General features: G+C 60.1%; 28 protein-coding genes. 19 read left to right on the plus strand and 9 right to left on the minus strand.

The window, feature by feature from the left end; all coding sequences use genetic code 11:
• The first annotated feature begins 44 nt into the window (after positions 1–44).
• Positions 45–1460, plus strand: a complete 1416-nt coding sequence (locus tag GKN89_RS04700; protein WP_154746438.1) for a pyridoxal-dependent decarboxylase — start codon at positions 45–47, stop codon at positions 1458–1460.
• On the opposite strand, the gene GKN89_RS04705 is transcribed toward GKN89_RS04700, so the two are convergent.
• Positions 1457–2176 carry a GNAT family N-acetyltransferase gene (locus tag GKN89_RS04705; RefSeq protein WP_195933984.1) on the minus strand — a complete coding sequence of 240 codons (720 nt, stop codon included), beginning with the start codon at positions 2174–2176 and terminating at the stop codon, positions 1457–1459. The two genes, GKN89_RS04700 and GKN89_RS04705, sit on opposite strands and share 4 nt — an antisense overlap.
• 731 nt (positions 2177–2907) lie before the next feature.
• On the opposite strand from GKN89_RS04705, the gene rcsA reads away from it, so the two are divergent.
• Positions 2908–3537, plus strand: coding sequence for a transcriptional regulator RcsA (gene rcsA, locus GKN89_RS04710; protein WP_019453510.1), 630 nt, complete (start codon positions 2908–2910; stop codon positions 3535–3537).
• 219 nt (positions 3538–3756) lie between these two features.
• Here rcsA and dsrB read toward each other — a convergent pair whose 3' ends face one another.
• Together dsrB and cspE are read right to left on the minus strand one after the other, a co-directional pair.
• On the minus strand, positions 3757–3957 hold the full coding sequence (dsrB, locus tag GKN89_RS04715; RefSeq protein WP_019453509.1) for a protein DsrB: 201 nt from the start codon (positions 3955–3957) through the stop codon (positions 3757–3759).
• A gap of 318 nt (positions 3958–4275) precedes the next feature.
• Positions 4276–4488 (minus strand): transcription antiterminator/RNA stability regulator CspE, encoded by a 213-nt coding sequence (gene cspE, locus GKN89_RS04720; RefSeq protein WP_004935122.1) that lies wholly within the window; start codon positions 4486–4488, stop codon positions 4276–4278.
• A gap of 376 nt (positions 4489–4864) precedes the next feature.
• On the opposite strand from cspE, the gene GKN89_RS04725 reads away from it, so the two are divergent.
• The 3 genes from GKN89_RS04725 (at position 4865) to GKN89_RS04740 (ending at position 7124) form a co-directional block, all read left to right on the plus strand.
• Positions 4865–5242, plus strand: coding sequence for a hypothetical protein (locus tag GKN89_RS04725; protein ID WP_019453508.1), 378 nt, complete (start codon positions 4865–4867; stop codon positions 5240–5242).
• Between the two features lie 511 nt (positions 5243–5753).
• Positions 5754–5963 carry a hypothetical protein gene (locus GKN89_RS04735; protein WP_019453506.1) on the plus strand — a complete coding sequence of 70 codons (210 nt, stop codon included), beginning with the start codon at positions 5754–5756 and terminating at the stop codon, positions 5961–5963.
• A gap of 153 nt (positions 5964–6116) precedes the next feature.
• The gene (locus GKN89_RS04740; protein ID WP_019453505.1) at positions 6117–7124 is read left to right on the plus strand and encodes an NAD(P)H-quinone oxidoreductase; all 1008 of its coding nucleotides are present in this window, start codon (positions 6117–6119) and stop codon (positions 7122–7124) included.
• Positions 7125–7166: 42 nt separating this feature from the next.
• Here the strand turns inward: GKN89_RS04740 and GKN89_RS04745 are convergent, their stop codons facing one another.
• Complete coding sequence (locus tag GKN89_RS04745; protein WP_154746439.1) at positions 7167–8219, minus strand: SDR family oxidoreductase; 1053 nt, start codon at positions 8217–8219, stop codon at positions 7167–7169.
• A gap of 110 nt (positions 8220–8329) precedes the next feature.
• Here GKN89_RS04745 and GKN89_RS04750 point away from each other — a divergent pair, with 110 nt between their 5' ends.
• Positions 8330–9262, plus strand: coding sequence for a LysR family transcriptional regulator (locus tag GKN89_RS04750; protein WP_154746440.1), 933 nt, complete (start codon positions 8330–8332; stop codon positions 9260–9262).
• Between the two features lie 3 nt (positions 9263–9265).
• On the opposite strand, the gene GKN89_RS04755 is transcribed toward GKN89_RS04750, so the two are convergent.
• The 3 genes from GKN89_RS04755 to GKN89_RS04765 form a co-directional block, all read right to left on the minus strand.
• Positions 9266–9655: a YidB family protein gene (locus GKN89_RS04755; RefSeq protein WP_019453502.1), complete on the minus strand. Its 390-nt coding sequence runs from the start codon at positions 9653–9655 to the stop codon at positions 9266–9268.
• A gap of 93 nt (positions 9656–9748) precedes the next feature.
• Complete coding sequence (locus tag GKN89_RS04760; protein ID WP_019453501.1) at positions 9749–9997, minus strand: GlsB/YeaQ/YmgE family stress response membrane protein; 249 nt, start codon at positions 9995–9997, stop codon at positions 9749–9751.
• A 14-nt stretch (positions 9998–10011) separates the two neighbouring features.
• Positions 10012–10209 carry a YqjD family protein gene (locus GKN89_RS04765; protein ID WP_019453500.1) on the minus strand — a complete coding sequence of 66 codons (198 nt, stop codon included), beginning with the start codon at positions 10207–10209 and terminating at the stop codon, positions 10012–10014.
• An 848-nt stretch (positions 10210–11057) separates the two neighbouring features.
• On the opposite strand from GKN89_RS04765, the gene yjdN reads away from it, so the two are divergent.
• Complete coding sequence (gene yjdN / locus GKN89_RS04770; protein WP_019453497.1) at positions 11058–11477, plus strand: VOC family metalloprotein YjdN; 420 nt, start codon at positions 11058–11060, stop codon at positions 11475–11477.
• Positions 11478–11493: 16 nt separating this feature from the next.
• On the opposite strand, the gene GKN89_RS04775 is transcribed toward yjdN, so the two are convergent.
• A complete protein-coding gene (locus GKN89_RS04775) occupies positions 11494–11688 on the minus strand; it encodes a hypothetical protein (RefSeq protein WP_154746441.1) in 195 nt (64 codons plus the stop codon).
• Between the two features lie 160 nt (positions 11689–11848).
• Here GKN89_RS04775 and GKN89_RS04780 point away from each other — a divergent pair, with 160 nt between their 5' ends.
• Together GKN89_RS04780 and GKN89_RS04785 are read left to right on the plus strand one after the other, a co-directional pair.
• The gene (locus tag GKN89_RS04780; RefSeq protein ID WP_063918598.1) at positions 11849–13402 is read left to right on the plus strand and encodes a sensor domain-containing diguanylate cyclase; all 1554 of its coding nucleotides are present in this window, start codon (positions 11849–11851) and stop codon (positions 13400–13402) included.
• 494 nt (positions 13403–13896) lie between these two features.
• Positions 13897–14790, plus strand: a complete 894-nt coding sequence (locus GKN89_RS04785) for a Kdo hydroxylase family protein (protein ID WP_019453494.1) — start codon at positions 13897–13899, stop codon at positions 14788–14790.
• 43 nt (positions 14791–14833) lie between these two features.
• Here GKN89_RS04785 and paaZ read toward each other — a convergent pair whose 3' ends face one another.
• Complete coding sequence (paaZ, locus tag GKN89_RS04790) at positions 14834–16900, minus strand: phenylacetic acid degradation bifunctional protein PaaZ (RefSeq protein WP_154746442.1); 2067 nt, start codon at positions 16898–16900, stop codon at positions 14834–14836.
• 317 nt (positions 16901–17217) lie between these two features.
• Here paaZ and paaA point away from each other — a divergent pair, with 317 nt between their 5' ends.
• From paaA to pcaF, 10 genes are read left to right on the plus strand one after another with little or no spacing between them, the layout of a single operon-like run.
• Positions 17218–18156, plus strand: a complete 939-nt coding sequence (gene paaA, locus GKN89_RS04795; protein ID WP_154746443.1) for a 1,2-phenylacetyl-CoA epoxidase subunit PaaA — start codon at positions 17218–17220, stop codon at positions 18154–18156.
• 21 nt (positions 18157–18177) lie between these two features.
• Entirely contained in the window at positions 18178–18465 is a 288-nt protein-coding gene (gene paaB / locus GKN89_RS04800; RefSeq protein WP_004935173.1) for a 1,2-phenylacetyl-CoA epoxidase subunit PaaB, read from the plus strand.
• A gap of 8 nt (positions 18466–18473) precedes the next feature.
• Positions 18474–19232, plus strand: coding sequence for a 1,2-phenylacetyl-CoA epoxidase subunit PaaC (gene paaC, locus GKN89_RS04805; protein WP_063918601.1), 759 nt, complete (start codon positions 18474–18476; stop codon positions 19230–19232).
• 9 nt (positions 19233–19241) lie between these two features.
• On the plus strand, positions 19242–19739 hold the full coding sequence (gene paaD, locus GKN89_RS04810) for a 1,2-phenylacetyl-CoA epoxidase subunit PaaD (RefSeq protein ID WP_019453490.1): 498 nt from the start codon (positions 19242–19244) through the stop codon (positions 19737–19739).
• 13 nt (positions 19740–19752) lie between these two features.
• On the plus strand, positions 19753–20811 hold the full coding sequence (paaE, locus tag GKN89_RS04815; protein WP_019453489.1) for a 1,2-phenylacetyl-CoA epoxidase subunit PaaE: 1059 nt from the start codon (positions 19753–19755) through the stop codon (positions 20809–20811).
• Positions 20812–20819: 8 nt separating this feature from the next.
• Positions 20820–21593, plus strand: a complete 774-nt coding sequence (gene paaF, locus GKN89_RS04820) for a 2,3-dehydroadipyl-CoA hydratase PaaF (RefSeq protein WP_019453488.1) — start codon at positions 20820–20822, stop codon at positions 21591–21593.
• Positions 21594–21596: 3 nt separating this feature from the next.
• Entirely contained in the window at positions 21597–22388 is a 792-nt protein-coding gene (gene paaG, locus GKN89_RS04825) for a 2-(1,2-epoxy-1,2-dihydrophenyl)acetyl-CoA isomerase PaaG (RefSeq protein WP_019453487.1), read from the plus strand.
• A 2-nt stretch (positions 22389–22390) separates the two neighbouring features.
• The gene (locus GKN89_RS04830) at positions 22391–23920 is read left to right on the plus strand and encodes a 3-hydroxyacyl-CoA dehydrogenase (RefSeq protein ID WP_019453486.1); all 1530 of its coding nucleotides are present in this window, start codon (positions 22391–22393) and stop codon (positions 23918–23920) included.
• Positions 23917–24357, plus strand: a complete 441-nt coding sequence (gene paaI, locus GKN89_RS04835; protein ID WP_154746444.1) for a hydroxyphenylacetyl-CoA thioesterase PaaI — start codon at positions 23917–23919, stop codon at positions 24355–24357. Before GKN89_RS04830 ends, paaI begins: the two co-directional genes overlap by 4 nt.
• The gene (gene pcaF / locus GKN89_RS04840) at positions 24354–25559 is read left to right on the plus strand and encodes a 3-oxoadipyl-CoA thiolase (protein ID WP_019453484.1); all 1206 of its coding nucleotides are present in this window, start codon (positions 24354–24356) and stop codon (positions 25557–25559) included. The genes paaI and pcaF overlap by 4 nt, the downstream gene beginning before the upstream one ends.
• The last annotated feature ends 14 nt before the right edge of the window (positions 25560–25573 follow it).

A 25573-nucleotide genomic window follows, 5' to 3' on the forward strand; every position in this document is an offset into this window, starting at 1 on the left:
TGTTCTATGTTTACCTGACCATTCCTGACGCTTTCGGAGCCGCCATGCACCCACGTTTACAACAGGATCTCGCTCAGTTTCCGCAGATCCTCGACCACACCCGCCAGCTGGCGGAGGACTTTCTGGTTGGGCTGCAACAGCGCTCGGTCTGCCCGCTGCTCGCGCACCAGCAGCTGCAACCGGGTGATGACCGATTAGCAGAAAACGGCGCCGGCGCCCTGGCGGCGCTGGATGACTTCTGGCAGAAGTATCAGGCCGGCATTTCCGCCAGCGCCGGCCCGCGTTATTTCGGCTTCGTCACCGGCGGCGGCACCCCGGCGGCGGTCGCCGCTGACTGGCTGGTTAGCGTGACAGACCAAAATAGCCTGCTCAGCCATGATACCATCGCAGCCACGATTGAACTGGCGGCCGTGACGCAGTTGAAATCCCTGCTGGGCCTACCGGAAGCGTTCAACGGCAGCCTGGTCAGCGGCGCCACCATGGCCAATTTCGCCGGGCTGGCCATTGGCCGACAGTGGCTGGGCCAACGACACGGTGTCGATGTCGCCCAACAGGGCCTGGCGGCACTGGGCCCCATCCGGGTATTGGCGGCCAATCCACACTCCAGCAGCGTGAAGGCGCTCAGCATGCTCGGCATCGGCCGCGAAGCGTTGACGACCGTCGCCAGCCTGCCGGAGTCTGAAGCCATGGATATGGAAGCACTGGAGCGGCAGCTCGCCGCTGGCGAAGGCCGGCCCACGTTGGTGCTCGCCAGCGCCGGCACGGTCAACACCGTCGCTTTCGACGATCTGCCGCGTCTGCTGGCGCTGCGGGAGCGTTATCCGTTTTGGCTGCATGTCGATGCGGCCTTCGGCGGCGTGGCGGCCTGCTCGCCGCTATACGCCCCAAGGCTCGAGGGCTGGCAACATGCGGATTCCATCACCGTCGATGCCCACAAATGGCTGAACGTGCCTTACGACAGCGCGATCCAATTTACCCACCATCTGGATCTACAGATGCAGGTGTTTCAGAACCATTCGGCCTACCTGGAGGCGCCGACGCTGCGGCCGGACAACTACCTGCATCTGACGCCGGAAAACTCGCGCCGCTTTCGCGCCCTGCCGCTCTGGCTGACGCTGAAAGCCTATGGCCGCAGCGGTATCCGGGATATCGTCGAGCGCAACGTCCAACTGGCGCAGGCGCTGGGGGCGGCGTTAGCGGCAGACGAGGGGTTCCACCTGCTGGCACCGGTGAATTTGAACGTGGTGTGCTTTGCGCTCAGCCATCCGCAAGGTGAGCGCGAGGCGGCGCGCGATCGCTTTCTCGAGCGCCTTAATCGGCATGGCGTAGTACGCTGCACCCCGACCACCTATAACCATCAGCCAGGGATCCGCGCCGCGTTAGTCAACTGGATGACGCAGGAGCAGGACATCCAATTGGCGCTGGATTCGTTGCGCCATTGCCTGGCGGAGACGGCTTAGGCGCCCGGCAGGTCACCGAGGTGAAAGGTCTGCAAACGCCGCTCTTGCCGCCCGTCATCGCCGATATTGCCCGGCGACAGCCAGGCGGTAAACGCCGCGCGCAGCGGCGGCCACTCTCCGTCGATGATCGACAGCCAGTCGGTGTCGCGCGTGCGCCCTTTGACGACAATCGCCTGGCGGAAAGTGCCCTCGTAACGAAAGCCAAAACGCTCGGCGGCCTGGCGCGAAGGCAGATTGAGGTTATCGCACTTCCATTCGCAGCGCCGGTAGCCAAGATCGTCGAACAGATGCCGCAGCATCAGGAAGATCGCTTCGCTGCCGAGGGCGCTGCGTTTCATCAACGGCGACCAGTTGATGGTTCCCAGCTCTGCCACACCGTTGGCGGGATCGACGCGCAAAAAGGCGCAGGTTCCCACCGCGCGCCCGTTCTCCTGCTCGATCACCACCATCGTGTTTCTGTCGGCGCTGGTTGCCTGGGCCTGGAGATAGTGCTGGAAATCCTCGCGCGTCTGCGGCCGCTCCCAGAACAGATAGGTCCAGTCGCTATCGTCTTCGGCGGTTTGATAAGCGCGATAGAGCTCATCGCCCCAGCGATCGATGTTCAGCGGTTCCAGACGGCAAAACCGTCCTTGCAGTAACGTCTGTCCGGGCATGCCTGCCGGCTGCCAATGGGGAAGAGCGTCGCCTATCGGCTGCCCGTACGGATTCCGTCTCATCGCGGCGTCCTGTTTTTGAAAGGGAAAAAGCAAGTTAAAACCAACTCAGGCCAGAGACAACTCCGACCTGCTTTTTGGCGCAGGTTTGCCAGAAAGCGGCGCAACTGTTTAGAGAAATAACTCAATTCCCGTCTAGCATTCACGGAAATGATTTCAGCTGAAATAAATATCCATATAACTCATTGTAAAACGGTGATTTATGGCAACAATTAAGCTACACATTTCAGCAATAACGTTAACTTTTGTTTGCCGTTATGATACAAAATGAAGTGATTGTCATTCTCAAAAATATCGTCATGCTAGATAATTGATTGATTTTAAACCATAAAAAACCAACTACGCAAAGTGAGTTGTTTTTGAGCGTTCAAAAAGCCCGCTGAAAAGCTTCAAAAAAACAACACATGAATTTTTTTTAAGACTTTTCCTAGCAAACTAAAATTTTGTTTCGTGACATGATGGGCAGAATCCCGGCGAGAGATGCCGCCAGGCACGGGCGCCAAGTACAAATCAGGCCTATCATATTGAAGCGGAGCCGTCAGTGGAACGCTCTGACTTAAGCTAAACTTATAGATTCATGTGATTAATAAGTTTAGTATGAAAATATCATTGAGTGCCGTCGCGTTTATTGATAGAACACTCGCTACACTGAATTATTGTTTCATTTTGCCTTTCGGCTTTTTAGGCTTTTTCTCATATTACCGCAGTAAAACGGATTTAAGTGGGGGTGCGATATGCCAACGATCATCATGGATTCATGTAGCTATACCAGATTGGGATTAACCGACTATCTGACTTCGCACGGCGTGAAGAAACGCCATATTAATGCCATTGAGGATATTGACAGCCTGCATGAAAAATGCAGTAAGTTGAATCCCAGTTTGGTGTTTATTAACGAGGACTGCTTCATCCACGAAGCAAACGCCACCGAGCGAATAAAACGGGTGATTTCACTGCACCCGGATACGTTATTCTTTATCTTTATGGCCATTACCAACGTACATTTCGACGATTACTTATATGTTCGCAAGAATGTCATCATATCGTCAAAATCCATCAAACCAGAGACTATGAATCAGCTACTTAGTCACTATCTCGAGAAAAAGTCCCTTCGGGTGGAGAAGTCCTCCCTGGATCAAACGCCGGTCACGTTGAGCCAGACTGAATCGAACATGTTACGCATGTGGATGTCCGGTCAAGGTACCATCCAGATATCAGACCAGATGCAAATAAAAGCTAAAACGGTCTCTTCCCACAAGGGAAACATCAAGCGGAAAATAAAAACGCACAACAAGCAAATCATATACCACGTTGTTCGTTTGACTGACACGCTGACCAGTGGAATATTTGTCAATAGCCGTTAAACATACAGAGAACGCCCCCCACTCTGTTTTGGCCGTCGTTAAATATCCGGTGATAATGTAATCCGGGTGTCAAGCGTCGGAAACGCCAAAAGAATACCTGCTGCGTTATCCCCCGCTAGCGCAACGGGTATTTTTTTACATAGATAAAATAAATCCTACCGTAACGAAATAGTCTCAAAATAGACTATTTCACAAGTTGATTAATGAGATTACCCGAAGTCACTGCCCGCGTTCGCGGTGCGGCTCCACAAAGGTGCCGTCGCGGCTATCTATTTCATTAAAGAACCACACGCCCGCCGGATAATCCTCAAGGGAAACCAGATACATGGTGCCCTCGTTGAACACCTCTACGGCCAGGATGACGCCTTCCCGCCGTGGGCCGCCGTCTGTTTTTACCGTCACGCGATCGTTAACCTGCATACCTTTCCCCATTATTTGCGATTGGCGTCAGTGTATTACAAAACGCAGGGAGAACACACCGCCCTGTCCTGCCACACTCTGCTATCAGCGTAGCAGCCATCAGGATTTTTCACTTCCTTAACATTTTGGCCGCAGAATCTTAAGCCGGCCCCGCGTAACCTGTCCGTAGGCGTTTCCCCCCCAGAGAAGCGCTCGCAAATGAAGAAGTAACAAGGAACTTTTGCCCGCTGACTTGCGGGCTTTTTTTTGCCCTGCGCTAAATTACAGGCATAAAAAACCCGCCGCAGCGGGTTCTTTTCAATCAGCGGTAAACGCCAATTAGATAGCGGTAACGTTAGCCGCAGATGGACCTTTCGCACCGTTCTCGATAGAGAACTGTACGTTCTGGCCTTCAGCCAGGGTCTTGAAGCCTTGATCCTGGATAGCAGAGAAGTGTACGAATACGTCTTTGCTGCCGTCTGCTGGGGTGATGAAACCAAAACCTTTAGCTTCGTTGAACCACTTCACTTGACCTTTGATCATGTTGGACATGTCTAATTTCCTTCAATAATAATGTAAGCCGCCATGGGCGAGATAGCCGGTCATCAGTTACTTATGGAGGCACTGGAAAGGAAATTCGTCAGAGAAGGGCTATCCGGGATAACGCTTTAAATTTGAACTACTTTACTCAAAATGTCGTGCATAAATAGGTCTGTACCACAGGCCGACATCATTAACTCATGAGCGAGCAGCAATAGCAACCTTTTTCGCCGTGATGAGACGCTAATCGCGGCTAAGCGCACAGGATTTGACCCTGCTTGCCGATGGAATCGCCGTCTGGCGTATCCGTAACACCCTGCTCAAATGATAGTAATTCTCGTTCTGCTGTTCTATAGTTGCCTGGCGAAATCATCCAGGGAGACTCACCATGCCGAGATGGCTCACATTACCGACCGCCTGCCGCGCCGCGCTGCTGGCCTTTGCCACTTGCAGCGCCCCGCTTGGCGCGCTGGAGTTGAATTATCAGCCTCCAGAGCCCAGTGCTGCCCCTGCCCCTAAACCGGTGGCGCCGCCAGGGCCGGCCCCCAAGGCGGCGAAATCGCCGATTACCTGGGCGGAAGCACGAGATAAAAGCGGCTTTCGCGTCGATATCGAGTGCGATCATCCGGGTTGCAGCAAGCCGCGCACCAAACCTTACCCCGCGTATGAAGGCCCGGTGAAGAAAACCGATCGCCGCCGCCAATCCGATCCTTATTCCACCAACCAGGATCCCGATTACAACATTCAGTTAGGTTATGAATGGTAATAGCGCTTTCGGAGTAATGCCTATACACCCCGCTATCACGGCCGCTTAGAATAGCGTCAGTTCACCACTCCTCCTGGTGTTGAACCTAACAAGCTGTGTTGCAAATCTTTATGCGCCTCCCTATAGGCGCTTTTTTTTTTGCCTCTCGTCATCGCGCTTTGCCGATTACAGATTGCTCTCATTGCCCGACTAAGTGATGAATGTCACAAATACGCCTCTTTGCCATTCTTATTTCGGAGGTGATGTTCATGGCCACAGGATCCCTTGCTCTCTTGGCCGTCTTGGCCGGCATTGCGGGCTATGCGCTCTACAAGCATTTCAAATCTCAGAAGAAAAGCGCATTGGTTCGCCCGTACGATCGGTAACCGGCAACGCATTTTCACCGCAAAGGCGCGGCTCACCGCACGCCGCGCCTTCGCTGATTGTCATCCTTTCATCACAAAAATGTCACAATATGGCCATATCATGATTGGCGATTATCCGCTCTGGCTTAACACCAAGGATTTCGCCCATGACCCTAATTAAAGCTGCAAACCACCAGGAAGCAGAAAAGCTCATCCGCGCCGGCACGGCCAAGAAAATCGAACTGGCCTACGATATCGACAGCGACGATTTCTTCCAGCTTGCCAGCCTGTGGTGCGATAAAGGCGCCAAGATCTCCAAAGGAAAAGAACACTTTATCGTCTCGTTAAAAGGCTTCCGCATCCCGCCTAACGATTGATCGCCTGCCGCCCATCGCGGCGGCTTCGCCCCTTCCTCGCAAAACCGCTCTATTCGACCACGCGCACCTCATTCGATTTCGCTAAGCTAACGGCAGACTTTATTGCGGGCGTTCCGCCTGATAGCCGCGTCCACCACGATGAGGAGAGTGACCATGTCAACAAATGCAGCGCTGCCCGGCAAGATGAAAGCGATTGAGATCAGCCAGCCAGGCGCCCCCGAGGTTCTGGTCGTCACCGAGCGCCCGGTACCCGTCCCGCAAGCGGGCGAACTGCTGGTGAAAATTGCCGCCGCCGGCGTTAACCGCCCCGACGTGTTGCAGCGCCAGGGAAACTATGCGCCACCGCCGGGCGCTTCGGATATCCCCGGTCTGGAAATCGCCGGCGAAGTGGTGGCCCTCGGCGAAGGCGTAACCCATTTCGCTCTTGGCGATCGGGTTTGCGCCCTCATCGCCGGCGGCGGCTATGCGGAATACTGCACCGTACATGAAAGCAATGCGCTGCCGGTGCCGGCGGGTCTGAGCCTGACCGAGGCCGCCGCACTGCCGGAAACCTTCTTTACCGTCTGGGTCAACGTGTTCCAACGCGGCCACCTCAAAGCCGGCGAAACCGTGTTGATCCACGGCGGCACTTCCGGTATCGGCACGGTCGCCACCATGCTGGCGAAAGCCTTCTGTGCACAGGTGATCACCACCGTCGGCTCCGAAGATAAACGCCAGGCCAGTCTGGCGCTGGGCGCCGACGTGGCGATTAATTACCGCAACGAAGACTTTGTCACGCGCACCAAAGAGGTCACCGGCGGCAAAGGCGCCGACGTAATCGTCGATCTGATCGCCGGCGACTATGTCGCCAAGAACTATCAGGCAGCGGCGATGGAAGGCCGCATCGTGCAAATCGGCACGCAACATGGCGTGGTGAAAGAGTTAAACCTGATGCCGCTGCTGTTGAAACGCCTGACCCATACCGGTTCGACATTGCGCTCGCGCAGCGTCGCGGACAAGGCGCAGATTGCCGCCGAGCTGCAAGAGAAGGTTTGGCCGCTGCTGGAACGCGGCGTGCTGAAACCGCAGATCTTTAAAACCTTCCCGCTTGAGCAGGCCGCCGCAGCGCATACGCTGATGGAGTCCAGCGAGCATATCGGCAAAATCATGCTGACGTTCTAAGACCGTTCCCCGCCGCCTCGCGGCGGGGAAGCCAATACGCACTCAGGGAATGATGCCGCGACGGCGGAACTCATCAAACAGCGTGATAAACATGGTTTCGGTTTCAACAAACTGATGGAAACCCAAACGCCGCGCCTTGCTGCCGTCCGCGAACATGTCATAGTCCCAGGAAAAGACGAAATCGGCGAAACGCCAGCCAGCCACCGCGCGATAATCAGCCTCGGTCAAAGAGTGCCGCTGCGCCAGCTCCCGCCACAGCGGCGCTTTGTCGGCCATCATGCTCTCCAGCGTCATCGGCAACGGTGGCGCACATTCCAGCCCGAAGTACGCGGCGATTTTCGGCCACATTTCGCTCCAGCGAAACAGATCGCCGTTGTTGATGTTAAACGCCTGATTGGCCGCCGCAGGTTCGGTCGCCGCCCACAGAGTGGCGCGCGCCAACAGCCCGGCGTCGGTCATTTCCAACAGGCTGTGGTAAGCGCCCGGCTTACCGGGAAAGCGCAGCGGCAGCCCGAGCGCTTTACTGATGGAGGCGTAAACCGCGATGCTTAACGCCAGATTCATCGGGTTGCCGAGCGAGAAGCCCCCCACCACGCTCGGGCGAATGGCGCTCCAGCGCCAGCGCTTGCCTGCCTGACGCTGCGCCAAATACTGCTGCTGCGCCATGTTAAACTCCGGCGGCATATGCCCCGCGTCGCTTTCGCGCGCCGGCGTTTTAAACGGCCCCAAATGCGCGCCATAGACCTTATAGCCCTGCATCAGGCTGATATGCTCCAACGCCGGCGCGATCGGCTCCAGTCCTTCGACAACGTGTTGCAACATCTGCAGGTTCGGCGCCACCAGTCCCGCCCAGTCCGGCACATCCTGATAGGCGGCATAGAAAACGTGACTAATCGCGCTCAGCGGTCGCAGCGCGTCACGCGTCGCCGCCGCATCCAGCAGGTCAACCTGCAGATGGCTCACCCCTGGCGCCGGTTGCCCACCCCGCCGCGAAACGCCCACCACTGGCCAACCCAGGCCGGTCAGCTCCTCAATCAATCGGCGCCCAATCACGCCATTGGCGCCGATCACCAGCGCCTGTCGCATTGCGTTCATCTTGCCACTCCTCGGGTTATCGATGCCCAGAGTGTTATTGATTAGCAATACTTGTGGTAGAAGAGACTTTCTACTAACACTAATAAGAAAAATCTATAGGCAAGCACATCATGGATAAGCTGAACGCGATGAAAACCTTTCTGCGGGTAGCGGAGCTGGGCAGCCTGTCGGCCGCCGCTCGCGATCTGCGTTTGACGCAGCCGGCGGTCAGTCAGCAAATCGCCGGCCTGGAGCAACAGCTGGGAGCGCAGCTGTTGTTTCGCAGCACTCGGGCGGTCACCCTGACCGAGGCCGGCAATGATTACTATCAGCGTATCAAACCGATTATGGCGGCGGTCGACGAAGCGGAAGAGGCGCTGCACGGGCAGCACCACCGGCTGCAGGGCAATCTGCGCCTTCACGCACCGACCGGTTTCGGGCAACGACACGTCACGCCGCTGGCCATCGCGTTCCAGCAGCGTCACCCGGAACTCACCATCGAGCTGCTGCTGGACGATCGCCGCGCCGACGTGATCGGCGAAGGCATCGACGTAGCGCTGCGCTTCGGCGAATTGCACGCGCCCGGCATGGTGGCGAAACGGCTGGGTGAGTTGCAACGCCTGCTGGTGGCGTCGCCGGCCTATCTGGCCAAGCACGGTACCCCCCGTTCGCCGGCGGAGCTGGTGAAACATGCGCACATTCGTTACAGCGGATTAAACGACGGTGATACGCTCACCCTGCTCGGCCCACACGGCGCCGAGATAGTCGCTCTGCGGCCCACGTTCCGCGCCAACAATACGTTATCGCTGCTGGCGGCCATCGAGGCAGGCGCCGGAATCGGCGGCGCTCAGCGGCCGTTGATCGGCGAGCAGCTGGCGACAGGGGCGTTGGTTCCCGTGTTGCCGGAATACCGCTACCCGCCCATGGCGCTGCACGCGGTCTACCCCGCTTTACGTTTTATTCCGGAAAAAGTGCGCGCCTGGGTGGCGCATCTGCAACAGGCGTTGACGACGATCGAGGGAATCAGCGGAGTGAATGCCCCCGGCCAGACGCCGGGAGCATAATCATTATTTGAACAATTTGCCGACCATGTCGCCCAATTCATTGCTGTCTTGCTGTACTTCGCCATTTGGTGAAGCGGCATCGGCTACCGTCGGCAAGAACTGCGCAATGGTGCTGGACGCCTGGGCCGGATCGACGCCCAGCTTTTCAGCCAGTTGATTGATCGCATCGCTGCCCAACGCCTGCTGCACGTGATCGCCGGTAATCGGCTGATTTTCGCCATTGCCGAGCCAGGAACCGACGATATCGCCGAACTGCCCCTGACGGAACTTGTCCAAAATGGCCTGCAGGCCGCCTTGTTGCTCGACCCACTGCATAATGGCGATGTAATCGATGCCTTTGCCGTTGGCACCGCCGCCTAAAATGTTACCCAATACGCTATCGAACAGACCCATGATATTCCCCTTTCAGCGATTCGGCCGCGCCGCGCCGCCGGATTGATTTCACGAAAAAGGGCCGCCGCGGCGACCCTGTTGAGCAACGGCTGCTTAGCCTTTGATCTTCCTGTAGACAAAAAGCACCACCAGGGCACCGATGACTGCCACCACAAAGCTGCCCAGGTTAAAACCGTCAACGCGACCCATGCCGAAGAAGGTGCTGATATAGCCGCCGACCACGGCGCCCACGACCCCCAGTACCACGGTCATAATAAACCCGCCGCCGTCTTTGCCCGGCATAATCCATTTGGCCAGGATACCGGCGATTAAACCAAAAATGATCCAGGAAATAATGCCCATCTTTACTCTCCCTCTTACCTTTTGCCTAACAGAAATCCTATGACCAGGCCCACGACGGCGCCGGCGCCTATCCCCGCCCAAGGGTTATCCTTGATGCAGGCACATGATTGCTCGAGCGCTGCTTGTACGCCGCTGCGCACTTCGCAGGCGGTGGTTTTCACGTAGTCGCTCGGTTGCTCAACACCGTTTAGATCGTCATTTTCATATGACATGTCAAATCCTTACAGACCCACCCTCTGAGAATTGCGTCACCTGTTTCACGCCAGACGCCGTCCGCTCCGCGATGTTGCTCTGGGCGACTTGCCCGCAGCAGCTCAATGCAGGGTGTGCGGCGACAAACGCGCAACTTCACACTATGACTATAGTAAAAAATCAGCGGTTTACCCATTTCCGTCCGTCTGAATTTCACCGTATAAAAAACGCTCGCATTTCATCTCGTCGTCATATTGGCAGACTAAACTTTGAACAAATCCTTTGGGAGGAAACGCCGATGTTCAATGGCCCGTTTGTTCTGATTCTCGCGCTACTGTACGCACTGGCCGCCATCTGGGACGGTTCCGCCGCGTTACTGTTTCTTTAAGGTTACATAGCGGTTGTCACTTTTGCGATGCGCTTAATTGTGTCCTTATTTTTCAAGGGCGCCAGCCGGTTGAAATAGCGGTGAATCTCCTCCCTTTCCTCGGTAAAAATCTCATTTCGTTCCGCTTTCCATCTGCGCTTAAACGTAAAAAAGCATCCATGGAAGACCCTATTCCGTACAAAACGCTCTAGCATTCTGCTCATTTACCGGCTTGGACACGGCCTTTCGTGCCGCGACGCCTGCCGAATGCACAGGGTGACGAGCCGATCGTGCAACCGCCGTTGGTGGACTTCCCGCGGGATGATGAAATGTGCGCGGCCGGCGAACCTCCGCTGTATTAATCGCCTTCGCCGCGCTCAAGCATTCTGCAGCAGGGGAACTACACTAATAAGTCACCGACGGCAATTATTGCCGCCAGCAACCATTTTTCCCGCCCGTGGGCCGGTCGTTGCCTGCCGGGTCTTAACCGAGGTCAATGTCATGCTGGTACAACCCTATTTGTTCTTCAGCGGTAACTGTGAGCAAGCGATTAACTTCTATGTGCAGCAGCTGAATGCCAAAATTGAAATGGTCATGCGTTTCAAAGATATGCCCGAAGAGGCCCGACAAGGCGGGCCACAGGACGTCAACCCGGATGCGATCATGCATGCGCGCCTGCTGATCGGCGACGGCGTGCTGATGGCTTCAGACGGCTGTCCGCAGGATGACAGCGGCGGGGCTTCCCACAAAGGCTTCTCGCTGTCGCTGAACCCCAGCGATGCGGAACAAGGACGCAAACTGTTCGATAATCTGGCGCAGGGCGGCCAGGTGACGATGCCTTATCAAGCCACCTTCTGGGCCAAAGGCTTCGGTATGCTGACCGACAAATTCGGCGTCAACTGGATGATCAACGTCGAATAACCCCTTCATGGCGCCGCTAGCTATAGCGGTGCCAGTCATAGGCCGCCTTGGCGAACAGAACGAACAGCAGCGCCAACAGCACCAATCCCAACCGCCAGTAGGGCGACCGGCGCCGCCGCCAGGCGAAGTACATCATCACCGCCAGCGCCCCCAGCGTGAGGGGGTAATACACCGCCAACGTCAGTAACGCGATAATGATGTAATCCGACATGGATCCTTTCACTCCGTAGTGTTTACGCCGCCGCTGATGCAGTTTGCGGCCCGACTTTCCCACATCGCCACGTTAAGGGCTAGAGGTCTGGCGCATTTATGCATAAAATATAGGATTGCTCTTAACTCAAATTGAATAGTAATCAAACCACAAGGGTGACATGACTCAGCAGCAACCCCTACAGGATGCCGTGCCGCCGCGCAGCGTTAAAAGCTCCCCATTATTATTTCAGGCCGGCGTGTTTGTCATCATCGTTGCCGCCACGCTGATCCTCTTTAACAGCTGGCAAATCTGGAGCGCGCACCAGCGCGATCTGCGCAGCGCCGAGCATGAATCCGCCAACCTCGCCCGTTCGCTGGCGCAGCATGCCGACGACACCTTCATGCAGGTGGATGGCAATCTGCTCGATCTGACCGAGCGTATTCAGACCGACGGACTGGGTCCGTCACAGCTGATGCGGCTGCAGCGGGTGATGCAGACACAGGTCGGCAACCTGCCGCAGCTGCATGGGCTGTTTGTTTACGATGCGCGCGGCCGCTGGCTGGCGACGGCCTCAGGCAAATTCATCAAGAACGCCAACAACGCCGATCGCGATTACTTCAAATATCATCAGAATCGCGATGGCGCCGGCCTGTACATCGGCAAAGTGATCCGCAGCCGCACCACCGGCGATCTGATCATCCCCGTTTCGCGGCGATTCAACAACCCGGACGGCAGCTTTGGCGGCGTAGTGCTGGCCACGCTGTACATCGATTATTTCCGCCAGTTTTACGATAGTTTCGCGCTCAACACCGACGCCTCGTTAAACCTGCTGCTGGCGGATGGCACCATCCTGTACCGCCGCCCGTACTCGGCAACGTCGATCGGTAAAAACATCGCCAAGGGCGTGCTGTTCAGCGAGATTTTGCCGCATTCGGAGTTCGGCAACGCCACCATTACCTCGCTGTTCGACAAAGTGGAGCGCATCTACGGCTACTCGCGAGTGAACCGCTTTCCCCTGGTGATCGCTGCGGGATTGTCGAAACGCGACGCGCTGGCGGATTGGCGCACCGACGCCGGCCTGTTCGCCGCCGGCGGCCTCTCTTTATTGATGATCCTGCTGGCGATGGGCATGGTGCTGCTGCGGCAAATCAAGCACAGCATGCAAACCGAAGCCGAACTGATGCGCACCCGCGATCAATTGACCAGCATCAACCAGATGCTCGAAGAGCTGGCGCTGCTGGACGGCCTGACCGGCCTGGCCAATCGCCGCCAGTTTGATATCGCGCTGAAGAACGAGCTGGCGCGCGCTTCGCGCAACTACCGCAGCGTGGCGCTACTGATGCTGGATATCGACTACTTCAAACAGTACAACGACAGCTATGGCCACGTCGCCGGCGACCAGTGCCTGCAGCAGATCGGCCAAACGCTGAAGGGGTTGGCATGCCGCAGCAACGACGTGCTGGCGCGCTACGGCGGTGAAGAGATGGGGATTATTCTGCCGGATACCGATGTGCAAGGCGCGCTGATTTTCGCCGAACGCGTTATCAATGCGGTGCGCGATCTGAAGATCCCGCATCAGGGCAATCCGCACGGCATCGTTACCATCAGCATCGGTATCTGCGCCAAAGTGCCGCATATGTACAACGATACGCCGATCGGCTTTATCAATGAGGCCGACAGCGCGCTGTATCAGGCCAAGAAAAAAGGCAAAAACTGCATTTACGGCGCTTGACCAATAATTAGGCCGTCGCAACCAGGCGGCCCAAATTATTTATCCGGAAAAATGAAATAATTCCCCCCCAAAACTTTTTCTCTCCGGCGTTATCTTCCCTCCTGAATAGAATAGCGGCGAAAAATAAGCAGGGTATTTATTTCCATTAAAATTCAACAAGATAAAAAACACGCCATTTAACGAACAATTCGTGCCTTTTTTGATTATTCGTGCCTACAGCGGGACTCGTTTAGCCTACGTTTACTTTTTATTGGCGTTGCCGGTGATACCCTTGTCAGGACTATTCTAATTATCAGGAAGCCATCGCACGCTTCGGCGCAATGCGCCCTGCTGATACAACCATAATAGAACTCACCTATTTCACGTTGCCATTGGGCGACCGGCGCAAAGCGTTCTGACGCCGCTCCAGCCAGCCACTGTGCAAACCAGTGCAGCCATCCACGCGGCAACCTGAAAGGCGGGAATAAAGCGATACAGATTTGCGAGGAGATCTCATGCCTACTGGCGATATTATGCGTGAACAGGCCGTACTGACGCTGCCGTTGCGGCAATGGGCGGCGGCGGAAACATCCAGCGCGGTCAGCGAACTGGAACAGGGCAAAGTGCTGTTTCTGCCTGAACTGGCCTTCACCCTGTCTGAGCAGGAAAAGCCGCTGCTGGATCCGACGCTGGTCGATCCGAAGCGCAAGAACATCAGCTATCAGCCTCTGTCCGGCAAGCTGACCGGCGTCGCCGTTGCGGAGCGCCAGCAGCAGGTGCAGCAGCTGCTGGAACGCTATTACCAATCCTGTCGCCAGCTGATCGCCGGGCTGTTGCCCGAGTATCAGGAGGTGCTGCACCATCCGACCGGCAGCCTGCGCTTGCATCCGGTTTCCGCCTGGCGCGCCAAGAACTCCTGGCGCAAAGACGACAGCCGGCTGCACGTCGACGCTTTCCCGTCGCGTCCAAACTACGGCGAACGCATTCTGCGCATCTTCACCAACATCAATCCTCACGGTGAGAATCGCCAATGGCGCGTCGGAGAACCCTTCCCCGATCTGGCGGAACGCTTTATGCCGCGTTTGGCCCGTTACTCCGCCTTCAGCAGCTGGTTGCAACATCAGGTGCGCATCACCAAAACCCGCCGCAGCCATTATGACCATCTGATGCTGCAACTGCATGACGCGATGAAGGCCGACAGCGATTATCAGCAACGGGGTCCGCAGCTGGCGCTGGAGTTCCCGCCGGGCAGCAGTTGGATTTGCTTCTCGGATCAAACGCCGCACGCCGCGATGGGCGGCCAGTTTATGCTGGAGCAGACCTTCCTGTTGCCGGTGAATAAAATGCAGGATCCGCAGCGTTCGCCGCTGAAAGTGCTGGAACAGCTGCGCGGGCAGCCGCTGATCTGAATGACTCGCCGCCGCCGGGGCGCCGGCGGCGGCGAAGCGCGCATTATGCCTCGAAGTCCCCTTGCTGGCGCGCCACCAGCGTCAGGATGCTGTACAGCGCCACCGGCTGCTGTTCCTGATTCAGCACCTGCACATCCCACACCACCACGCCATGCGGCCGATCTTCGGCGGTTTTCTGCGGCTTGCGGATCTTCTTCTTGCAGGTTAACCGCACCTGAATGGTGTCGCCGATCTTCACCGGCTCAATAAAGCGCAGATTTTCCATGCCGTAGTTGGCGATTACCGGCCCGACGGCGGCGTCGACAAACAGCCCGGCAGCGGCCGACACCACAAAGTAACCGTGCGCTACCCGCTCGCCGAACAGCGAATCGGCAGCGCCGATCTTGTCCATGTGCGCGTAAAAATGGTCGCCGCTCAGGCAGGCGAAGTTGACGATATCCGCCTCGGTCACGGTGCGGCGCGCGGTCAACAGGCTATCACCCAGCTGCAGCTGCTCGAAATATTTGCGGAACGGATGCACCGGATGCTCGGCGACCGGCGCGCCGCGCACCCATTCACCGCCGATGGCCGCCAGCATCGCCGGGCTGCCCTGGATCGCCGTACGCTGCATATAATGTTTCACCGCGCGCAACCCGCCCAGCTCTTCGCCACCGCCGGCGCGCCCCGGGCCGCCGTGCACCAGCATCGGCAACGGCGAGCCGTGGCCGGTGGATTCCGCCGCCGCCTGCTCATCCAAAATCAGCATACGTCCGTGAGCGCAGGCCGCCGCGCGGATAAAGCGCTTGGCCAGCGCCGGGTCGGCGGTCACCAGCGATCCCGCCAGGCTGCCCTGCCCCAGCAACGCCAGCGCGATCGCCTGCTCGGTATCCGCATACGGCATCAGCGTCGCCACCGGGCCGAAGGCCTCGGTACCGTGCACCGCCTGATGGGTGAACGGATCGGCGCAATACAGCAGGGTCGGCGGATAAAATGCGCCACCGCGCGCGCCGTCCCCCAGCACGTCCAGCTTATCCAGGGCTGCGCCGCACAGCGGCTCGCAACCGTTGCGCAGCAGGAACTCCACCTTGCTTTGCACATCATCACGCTGTTCGTGGCTGACCAACGCCCCCATGCGCACCTGCTCCAGCTGCGGGTCGCCCACCTTCACGCCTGACAGTCGCTGCAGCAAGGCCTGACGCACCGCCGCCACCTGCGACGCCGGCACGATGATGCGGCGGATCGCGGTGCATTTCTGCCCCGCCTTGGCGGTCATTTCACGACACACCTCTTTAATAAACAGGGCAAATTCCGGCATTTCCGGCGTCACGTCCTCCGCCAACACGCAGCAGTTGAGCGAATCCGCCTCCATGGTGAACGCGATCGATTTCTCCAACAGGCGCGGATGCGCGCGCAGCCGCTGGCCGGTCTGCGCCGAACCGGTGAACGTTACCGCATCCTGATAATCCAGGTGCGCAAACATGTCGCCAACGCCGCCGCACACCAGCTGCAGCGCCCCTTCCGGCACCAGGCCGCTGTCGACGATCAGCCTGACCATCGCCTGCGTCAACTGCGCGGTGGCGGTGGCCGGCTTGATGATGGCCGGCATGCCCGCCAGCCAGGTCGGCGCCAGTTTTTCCAACATCCCCCAGCACGGGAAGTTGAAGGCGTTGATATGCAGCGCTACGCCCGGGCGCGAGGTCAGTACGTGGCGGGCGGCGAATTGCGCCTGCTTCGACAGCGGGATAAGCTCATCTTCCGGCCACAGCGTATCGTCCGGCAGATCGCGGCCGGCCATGCCGGCATAAGCGAACAGCGTCGCGATGCCGCCTTCGATATCGACCCAGCCGTCGCTGCGCGTCGCCCCGGTTTGATAGGAGATCTGATACAGCGCCTCTTTATGCGCCAGCAGGTGCTTCGCCACCGTTTTCAACATCTGGGCGCGCTGCTGGAACGTCATTTTCGCCAGCGCCGGGCCGCCGTGGCTACGGGCATAGCTCAGGCTGGCCGCTAACGGCAGGCCGTCGGAGCAGACCTGGAACAGCGCTTCACCGGTCACGGCGTGGCGGATCTGGCGGCCCTCTCCCTGCCCATACACCCAGGCGCCAGAAAGATAACTGTGTAACTGCTGCATGTGCCCTCCAAAATTCATAAATTTTCACCATACAGCTTAATTACGTATCACATAAATGCCAGTCAACGCCAAGCTCAATTTTAACAAAAAGAGAACAAAAGGCACCGCCAAGCCGCTCACCTTGCCGTTAATGCGGAATTAACCACCTTATTTATCAAATTAAATCAATAAATTAACGCAACACCCTGTGATTGAGCTCGCAAAACCACATAAATCTCGTTTGATATTTTTGTTATCAGTTTGTAGCCTTATGGTTAGTTAAAGTGATTCACATTTTTGTGTTTAATGTGAAAAATACGAATCACCAAGAGGCAAGCATGACAACTGAAGCACAGTACCAGCAGCATTTCGACGACAAGATCGCGGCGGATATCGCTATCGAGGCCAAAGACTGGATGCCGGACGCCTACCGTCAGAACCTGATTCGGCAGATCGGCCAACACGCCCACTCGGAAGTCATCGGCATGCTGCCGGAAGCCAACTGGCTGACGCGCGCCCCCACGCTGCGCCGCAAGGCGGTGCTGCTGGCCAAAGTGCAGGATGAGGCCGGCCACGGTCTGTACCTCTACAGCGCCGCCGAGACCCTCGGTTGTTCACGCCAGGACATCTACCAAAAGATGCTCGACGGCAAGATGAAGTACTCCTCTATCTTCAATTATCCCACGCTCAACTGGGCGGATATCGGCGTGATCGGCTGGCTGGTCGACGGCGCCGCCATCGTCAACCAGGTGGCGTTATGCCGTGCGTCCTACGGTCCCTATGCGCGGGCGATGGTGAAAATCTGCAAAGAGGAAAGCTTCCACCAGCGCCAGGGCTATGAGGCGGTGATGGCGATGGCCAACGGCAGCGACACGCAACGCGCCATGCTGCAGGACGCCATCGATCGCTTCTGGTGGCCGGTGCTGATGATGTTCGGCCCGAGCGACGCCGACTCCCCGCACAGCGCCCAAAGCATGGCGTGGAAAATCAAACGCCACAGCAACGATGAGCTGCGGCAGAAATTCGTCGACAACACCGTGCCGCAGCTTGAGGCGCTGGGCATGACGGCGCCGGACCCGGGCCTTATCTGGGACGATGCCGCTGGCCACTATCGCTTCGGCGAGATCGACTGGAGCGAACTGCATGAGGTGATCAAAGGACGCGGCCAGTGCAACCACGAACGCCTGCAGGCCAAGCGCCGCGCCTGGGAAGACGGCGCCTGGGTGCGCGACGGCGCCATGGCCCACGCCGCGAAAAACGCCGCCTCCGCCGCATAGCCACCATAAGGAATCGAGATCATGAGCCACGTTGAATGGCCGCTGTATGAAGTGTTTATCCGCAGCAAACAAGGGTTGGCGCATCGCCACGTCGGCAGCCTGCACGCCGCCGACGACCAAATGGCGCTGGAAAACGCCCGCGACGCCTACACCCGCCGCAATGAAGGCTGCTCGATTTGGGTGGTGCAGTCGCGCCATCTGATCGCCTCGCAGCCGGAAGATCGCGGCGCGTTCTTCGATCCGTCCGAAGACAAGATCTACCGTCATCCGACGTTTTACACCATTCCCGACGGCATCAAGAACATGTAGAGGCGACCATGACGGTTAACGATCCGCGCATCAGCTATTTGCTTCGCCAGGGCGACACGCCTCTGATCCTCGCCCAGCGCCTGTGCGCCTGGTGCGGCCACGCGCCCGAGCTGGAGATCGATCTGGCGTTGGCCAACATCGGGCTCGACCTGCTCGGCCAGGCGCGCAACTTCCTGGGCTACGCCGCCGAACTGGCCGGGCCGCCCTGCAGCGAAGACAGCCTGGCCTTCGGCCGTGACGAGCGCCAGTTTCACAACCTGCTGTTGGCGGAACAGCCGAACGGCGGTTTCAACGACACGCTGGTGCGCCAGTTCCTGCTCGACGCCTACCACGTGCAGCTGCACCAAGGGCTGAGCCGCAGCCGCGATGCGCAGATCGCCGCCATCGCCGCCAAGTCGTTGAAGGAAGCCGACTATCATCTGCGCTTCAGCCACGGCTGGATGATCCGCCTGGGCGACGGCAACGACGTCAGCCACGACAAGATCCAACAGTCGCTGGATAACCTGTGGCGCTTCACCGCCGAGCTGTTCCACGCCGACGAGCTGGAACTGGCGTTGGCGGAGCAAGGCGTCGCCGTCGATCCGCGCGAACTGCAGGCCCCCTGGCAGGCGCAGGTGGAAGAGACGCTGCGCCAGGCGACATTGACGCCGCCTGCCGAGCAGGCGTTCCGTCACGGCGGCAAACAAGGGCGACACAGCGAACACCTCGGCCCGCTGCTGGCGGAGATGCAGTTCCTGCAGCGCGCCTATCCAAACGGTCAGTGGTAGGAGGCCGCGATGAACGTCACTCGTTTGCAACCCGCCGAAATTCCGCAGATTTGGCACTGCCTGCAGCAGATCAGCGATCCCGAACTGCCGGTGCTGTCGATCACCGATTTGGGCATGGTGCGCGACGTGGCGCGCGACGGCACCGGCTGGCGCGTGACCTTCACCCCAACCTACTCCGGCTGCCCGGCCACCGAATTTCTGCTCAACGCCATCGAGCAGCGGCTGGCGGAAGCCGGTTTCAGCCCGGTGCAGGTTGAGATCCGCCTCAGCCCGGCCTGGACCACCGACTGGATGAACGCCGACGCCCGCGAACGGCTGCGGCAATACGGCGTGGCGCCGCCGCAGGGCCACACCTGCGATCGTCCGCACGCCCACGGCCCGGTAGCCTGCCCGCGCTGCGGCAGCACCCACAGCGAGAAGATCAGCGAGTTCGGCTCCACCGCCTGTAAAGCGCTGTATCGCTGCTGCGACTGCCGGGAACCGTTCGACTACTTCAAATGCATATAGGAGCGCTGACACCATGACGGTCTTTCATCGCCTGAACGTCGCCGCCATCGAGCGCGAAACGCCGGACGCCGTAGCCATCACGCTGCGCGTGCCCGAAGAACTGCAAAACCAATACCGCTATACCCCCGGCCAGCACCTGACGCTCAAGGCGTTGGTCAACGGCGAAGAGCTGCGGCGTTGCTACTCCATCTGCAGTTCACCGCAGGAAGGCCTGCTGCAGATCGGCGTGAAAGCGATCGATCAGGGCCGTTTCTCCGGCTTCGTCAACCGCATGCTGAAGGTCGGCGATGCGCTGGAGGTGATGGTGCCGCAGGGGCGCTTCGGCTATCAACCGCAGGCGGAGCGCAGCGGCAACTACCTGGCGATCGCCGCCGGTTCCGGCATCACGCCGATGCTGTCGATCATCAAGGCGACGCTGCAGCTCGAACCGGGCAGCAGTTTCACCCTGATCTACGGCAACCGCAACAGCAGAACCATGATGTTCAAAGAAGCGCTGTCGGATTTGAAAAACCGCTACCCACAGCGTTTTCAGCAGCTGTACCTGTTCAGCCAGGAGAGCCTCGACAGCCCGCTGCTCAGCGGCCGCATCGACCGCGAACGCCTGGCGGCGATCGGCGGCGCGCTGCTGGATTTCCGCGACTATGACCACGCCTTCATTTGCGGGCCGGAATCGATGATGGACGACGCGCAAACCGTACTCGAACAGGCCGGGGTACCGGCCAATCACATCCACAGCGAGCGCTTCAACACCAGCGGCCTGGTCGCCCGCCCGCGCAGCAGCGGCGATCGCAACGCCACCCGGGTGGCGATCCTGCTCGACGGCCGCCGGTTGGATATTGAGGTCGGCGAACAGGACGACAGCATTCTCGACGCGGCGCTGCGCCAGGGCGCCGACCTGCCCTACGCCTGCAAAGGCGGCGTGTGCGCCACCTGCAAATGCCGGCTGAAGGCCGGCCAGGTGGAGATGGGCGTCAACTACAGCCTGGAGCCGGACCAGTTGGCCGCGGGCTATGTATTGAGCTGCCAGTCGTGGCCGAAAGGCGACGGCGTGGTGTTGGACTTCGACGTCTAGGAGCCGCGATGGACACCCCTTTCATTTTACGCCAACAACAACACCGGGTGGTCACGCTGACGCTGCACCGCCCGGAGGCGCGCAACGCCCTGAGCACCCCCTGCCTGGAGCAGCTGGTGTCTCTGCTGGAGCAGGCCGATGCCGACCGCGGCGTGGGCGCCGTGGTGATCGCCGGCGCGGCGCGTTTCTTCGCCGCCGGTGCCGATCTGCGCGAACTGCAGCAGCAGGATGTGCCGGCAGCCCTAGCGGACAGCCGTCCGCAGCTGTGGCAGCGGCTGGCGCAGTTCGGCAAGCCGCTGCTGGCGGCGGTAAACGGTTATGCATTGGGTGCCGGTTGCGAACTGGCGCTGGCCTGCGACATCGTCATCGGCGGTGAAAGCGCCCGCTTCGGCCTGCCGGAGATCACCCTTGGTCTGATGCCGGGCGCCGGAGGTACCCAACGCCTGATCCGCTGCGTCGGCAAATCGCGCGCCAGCCAGATGGTACTGACCGGCGAAGCCATCGACGCCCGCACCGCGCTGCAGGCCGGCCTTATCAGCGAAGTGTGCGTCGATGCTCTGACGCTGGAACGCACACAGCAGATTGCCGAGCGCATCAGCCGTCAGGCGCCGCTGGCGCTGCGCGCCGCCAAACAGGCCCTGAAACAGGCCGAGGAGACCGGTCTTAGCCAGGGGCTGGCGATGGAACGTCAGCAGTTCGTCACCCTGGCCGCCACCGACGATCGCCGCGAAGGCATCGCCGCCTTTTTCGAAAAACGTACGCCAAACTATCAGGGGCGCTGATTTATGGATAACGCATTGATTCTCAGCCATCTCGACGCCGGCGTGTTGACGCTGACCCTCAACCGTCCGGATCGGCTCAACAGCTTTAACGACGAGATGCATCGCCAGCTGAGCGAGGCGCTGACGCAAGCCGAGCGCGACGACAACGTGCGCTGCCTGCTGATCGCCGGCGCCGGGCGCGGTTTCTGCGCCGGGCAGGATCTCAACGATCGCAACGTCAGCGCCGATCAACAGGCGCCGGATCTCGGCCTGTCGGTCGAACGTTTCTACAACCCCCTGATCCGCCGTCTGACCGCCCTGCCCAAGCCGGTGGTGTGTGCGGTCAACGGCGTGGCGGCCGGCGCCGGTGCCGCGCTGGCTTTGGCGTGCGACATCGTCATCGCCGCCGACAACGCCAGCTTTATTCAGTCTTTCTGCCGCCTGGGGCTGGTGCCGGACTCCGGCGGCAGCTGGTTCCTGCCGCGGCTGGCCGGCCACGCCCGCGCGATGGGCATGGCGCTGCTGGGCGACAAAATCAGCGCCCAACAGGCGCTGGAGTGGGGCATGATCTGGCAGGTGGTGCCGGCGGAGGAATTGGCCGATCGCACGCAAACGCTGGCGCGCCATCTGGCCACTCAGCCAACCTACGGTCTGGGCCTTATCAAGAAAGCCATCTATAGCTCGGCCACCAACAGCCTCGATCAGCAGCTCGATCTGGAGCGCGATCTGCAGCGATTGGGCGGCCGCAGCGACGACTACCGCGAAGGCGTCAGCGCGTTCTTCGCCAAACGCACGCCGAACTTCAGCGGGAAATAGCCATGAACGCGTCCCTTGTTAACGGCCGGGTGGCGGTGATCGGCGCCGGCACCATGGGCATCGGCATTGCGCAGGTGGCCGCTGCCGCCGGCCACCCGGTGCGGCTGTTCGATATCGCGCCCGCCGCCGCCCAGCGAGCGATCGACGAACTCGCTCGCCGCCTGCGGCAGCGGGTGGACGGCGGCAAGGCCGATGCCGCGACCACCGAAGCGCTGCTGGCGCGCCTCGAACGCGCCGACTCGCTCGAGCAACTGGCCGACTGCGCGCTGGTGATTGAAGCGGTGGCGGAAAACCTGGCGATTAAGCAGAGCCTGTTCCGCGATCTGGAAGCGGTCTGCTCGCCCGCGACGCTGTTCGCCAGCAATACCTCCTCGCTGTCGATCACCGCCATCGCCGGGGCATTGCAACACCCGGCGCGTATGGCCGGGCTGCACTTTTTCAACCCCGCGCCGCTGATGAAGCTGGTGGAGATCGTCAGCGGTCTGGAGACCGGTGCCGAAACCCTCGCCGCGCTGCAGGCCGTGGCGCAGCGTTGGGGTAAGCAGAGCGTTCTGTGCCGCTCAACGCCGGGATTCATCGTCAACCGCGTGGCGCGGCCGTTCTATGCCGAAACCCTGCGCGCGCTGGAGGAACGGGTGGCCGACGCCGCCACGCTGGACGCGGTATTGCGCGACGCCGGCGGTTTCGCCATGGGCCCGCTGCAATTGACCGATCTGATCGGCCAGGACGTCAATTTCGCCGTGACCGAATCGGTGTATCAGGCCTTCTACCAGGATCCGCGCTTCACCCCTTCGCTGGTGCAGCAGGAGTTGGTGGCCGCGGGGCACCTCGGCCGCAAATCCGGCCGCGGCTTCTACCGCTACGACACATCGCGCCCCGCCGCCGAGATCGCCTTTGCGCCGCCGGCGCAGGCCGCGCAGCCACAGCGCGTCACCTTGCACGGCGACTGGTCGCCGCTGGCCGATCTGGCGCAGCTGTTAAGCGAAAATGCGGGAGCGATCATACAACCTGGCCAGACCAGCCCGCACGTCACGATCGACGACGTTACACTGATGTTAACCAATGGTAAAACCGCCGGCCAGCTGGCCGACGAACGTGGAACGCCCGTGGTGCTGTTCGATCTCTGTGCCGACTATGCGCACGCCTCCGCCATCGCCATCAGCTGCGCGGAGCAAAACGGTGCGCAACACAATGCCAAAGCGATTCGCCTGCTGCAGTCCCTCGGCAAGCAGGTCATTCCGTTGCCGGATTACCCCGGCCTGCTGACGATGCGCACCCTGGCCATGCTGGCCAACGAAGCGCTCGACGTGGTGAACAAAGGCGTTGCCAGCGCCGAAGATATCGATCTGGCGATGCTGCGCGGCGTCAACTACCCGCGCGGACCGTTGGCCTGGGGCGCCGCGCTTGGCTGGCGCCACATCCTGGCGACGCTGGAAAACCTGCAACGCTATTACGGCGAGGCGCGCTATCGCCCTATGCCGCTGCTGCGCCGTTATGCTTCTCCCGCCTCTTTCCCAGGAGCCGAACAATGAACGCCAATACGCCGCGCGCGCTGGCTCAGCGCTGCGCCGAGCAAATGTTTCAGCAAGATACCTGCGCTCAGGCGATGGGTATGCATATCGACGCCGTCGACGCCGGGTACGCGCAGGTCAGCATGACCGTCGGCCCGCAGATGCTCAATGGTCACCAGACCTGTCACGGCGGCCAGCTGTTCAGCCTGGCGGACACCGCTTTCGCCTACGCCTGCAATAGCCAGGGGTTGGCGGCGGTCGCCTCCGGCTGCAGCATCGACTTCGTCCGCCCGGCGCTGGCCGGCGATCGCCTCACCGCCAGTGCGGAGGTGCGCCATCAGGGCAAAGTCACCGGGCTGTATGACGTCGAGATCGTTAACCAACTGGGCAAAACCGTCGCCTGGTTCCGCGGCCGCGCGCACCGCCTCGGCCACAGCATTTTAGGAGAGCAGGCATGAATCAGGCATTTATCTGCGACGGCGTGCGCACCCCGATCGGCCGCTATGGCGGCGCGCTGGCACAGGTGCGCGCCGACGATCTCGCCGCCCTGCCGCTGCGCGTGCTGCTGGAACGCTATCCGCAGGTGGATTGGACGCAGCTGGACGATGTGATCCTCGGCTGCGCCAACCAGGCCGGGGAGGACAACCGCAACCTGGCGCGCATGGCGCTGCTGCTGGCCGGGCTGCCGGTCGGCGTGTCCGGCACCACGGTGAACCGCCTGTGCGGCTCGGGTCTGGATGCGCTGGCGATGGCGGCGCGCAGCATCAAAGCCGGCGACGCCGGGCTGATGCTGGCCGGCGGCGCAGAATCGATGACCCGCGCGCCGCTGGTGATGGGCAAGGCCGACAGCGCCTTCAGCCGCCAGGCGCAGCTGTACGACACCACTCTCGGCTGGCGCTTCGTCAACCCGCGCATGCAGGCCGAGTTCGGCACCGATTCGATGCCGGAGACCGCCGAAAACGTCGCGGCGCAGTTCAACATCAGCCGCGCCGATCAGGACGCCTTTGCGCTGCGCAGCCAGCAGCGCGCCGCCCGGGCGCAGGCGCTGGGCTACCTGGCGCAGGAGATTGCTCCGGTCAGCCTCACCGGCAAAAAAGGCGCGGTGACGCTGTTCAGCCAGGATGAGCATCCGCGCACCGACACCACGCTCGAGCAGCTGCAGGCGTTGAAAACCCCGTTCCGTCAGCCCGGCAGCGTCACCGCCGGCAACGCCTCGGGGCTGAACGACGGCGCAGCGGCACTGCTCGTCGCCTCCGAAGCGATGGCGGCACGCCAGGGCCTGACGCCGCGCGCGCGCATCGTTGCCACCGCCACCTGCGGCGTGGAGCCGCGGCTGATGGGCATCGGCCCGCTACCCGCCACCCGCAAGGTGCTGGAGATCGCCGGGCTGAGCCTGGCGCAGATGGACGTTATCGAACTGAACGAAGCGTTCGCCGCCCAGGCGCTGGCGGTGATGCGCCAGCTTGGCCTACCGGACGATGCGCCGCAGGTCAACCCCAACGGCGGCGCGATCGCTCTGGGACACCCGCTGGGCATGAGCGGCGCGCGCCTGGCGCTGGCCGCCCTGTTTGAACTGGAACGGCGTGCCGGCCGCTACGCGCTTTGCACCATGTGCATCGGCGTCGGCCAGGGCATCGCCATGATCATTGAGCGTGTCTGACCCCTGAGGCTAAC

The sequence above is a fragment of the Serratia sp. YC16 genome, assembly GCF_009707615.1.
Classification (GTDB): domain Bacteria; phylum Pseudomonadota; class Gammaproteobacteria; order Enterobacterales; family Enterobacteriaceae; genus Serratia; species Serratia surfactantfaciens.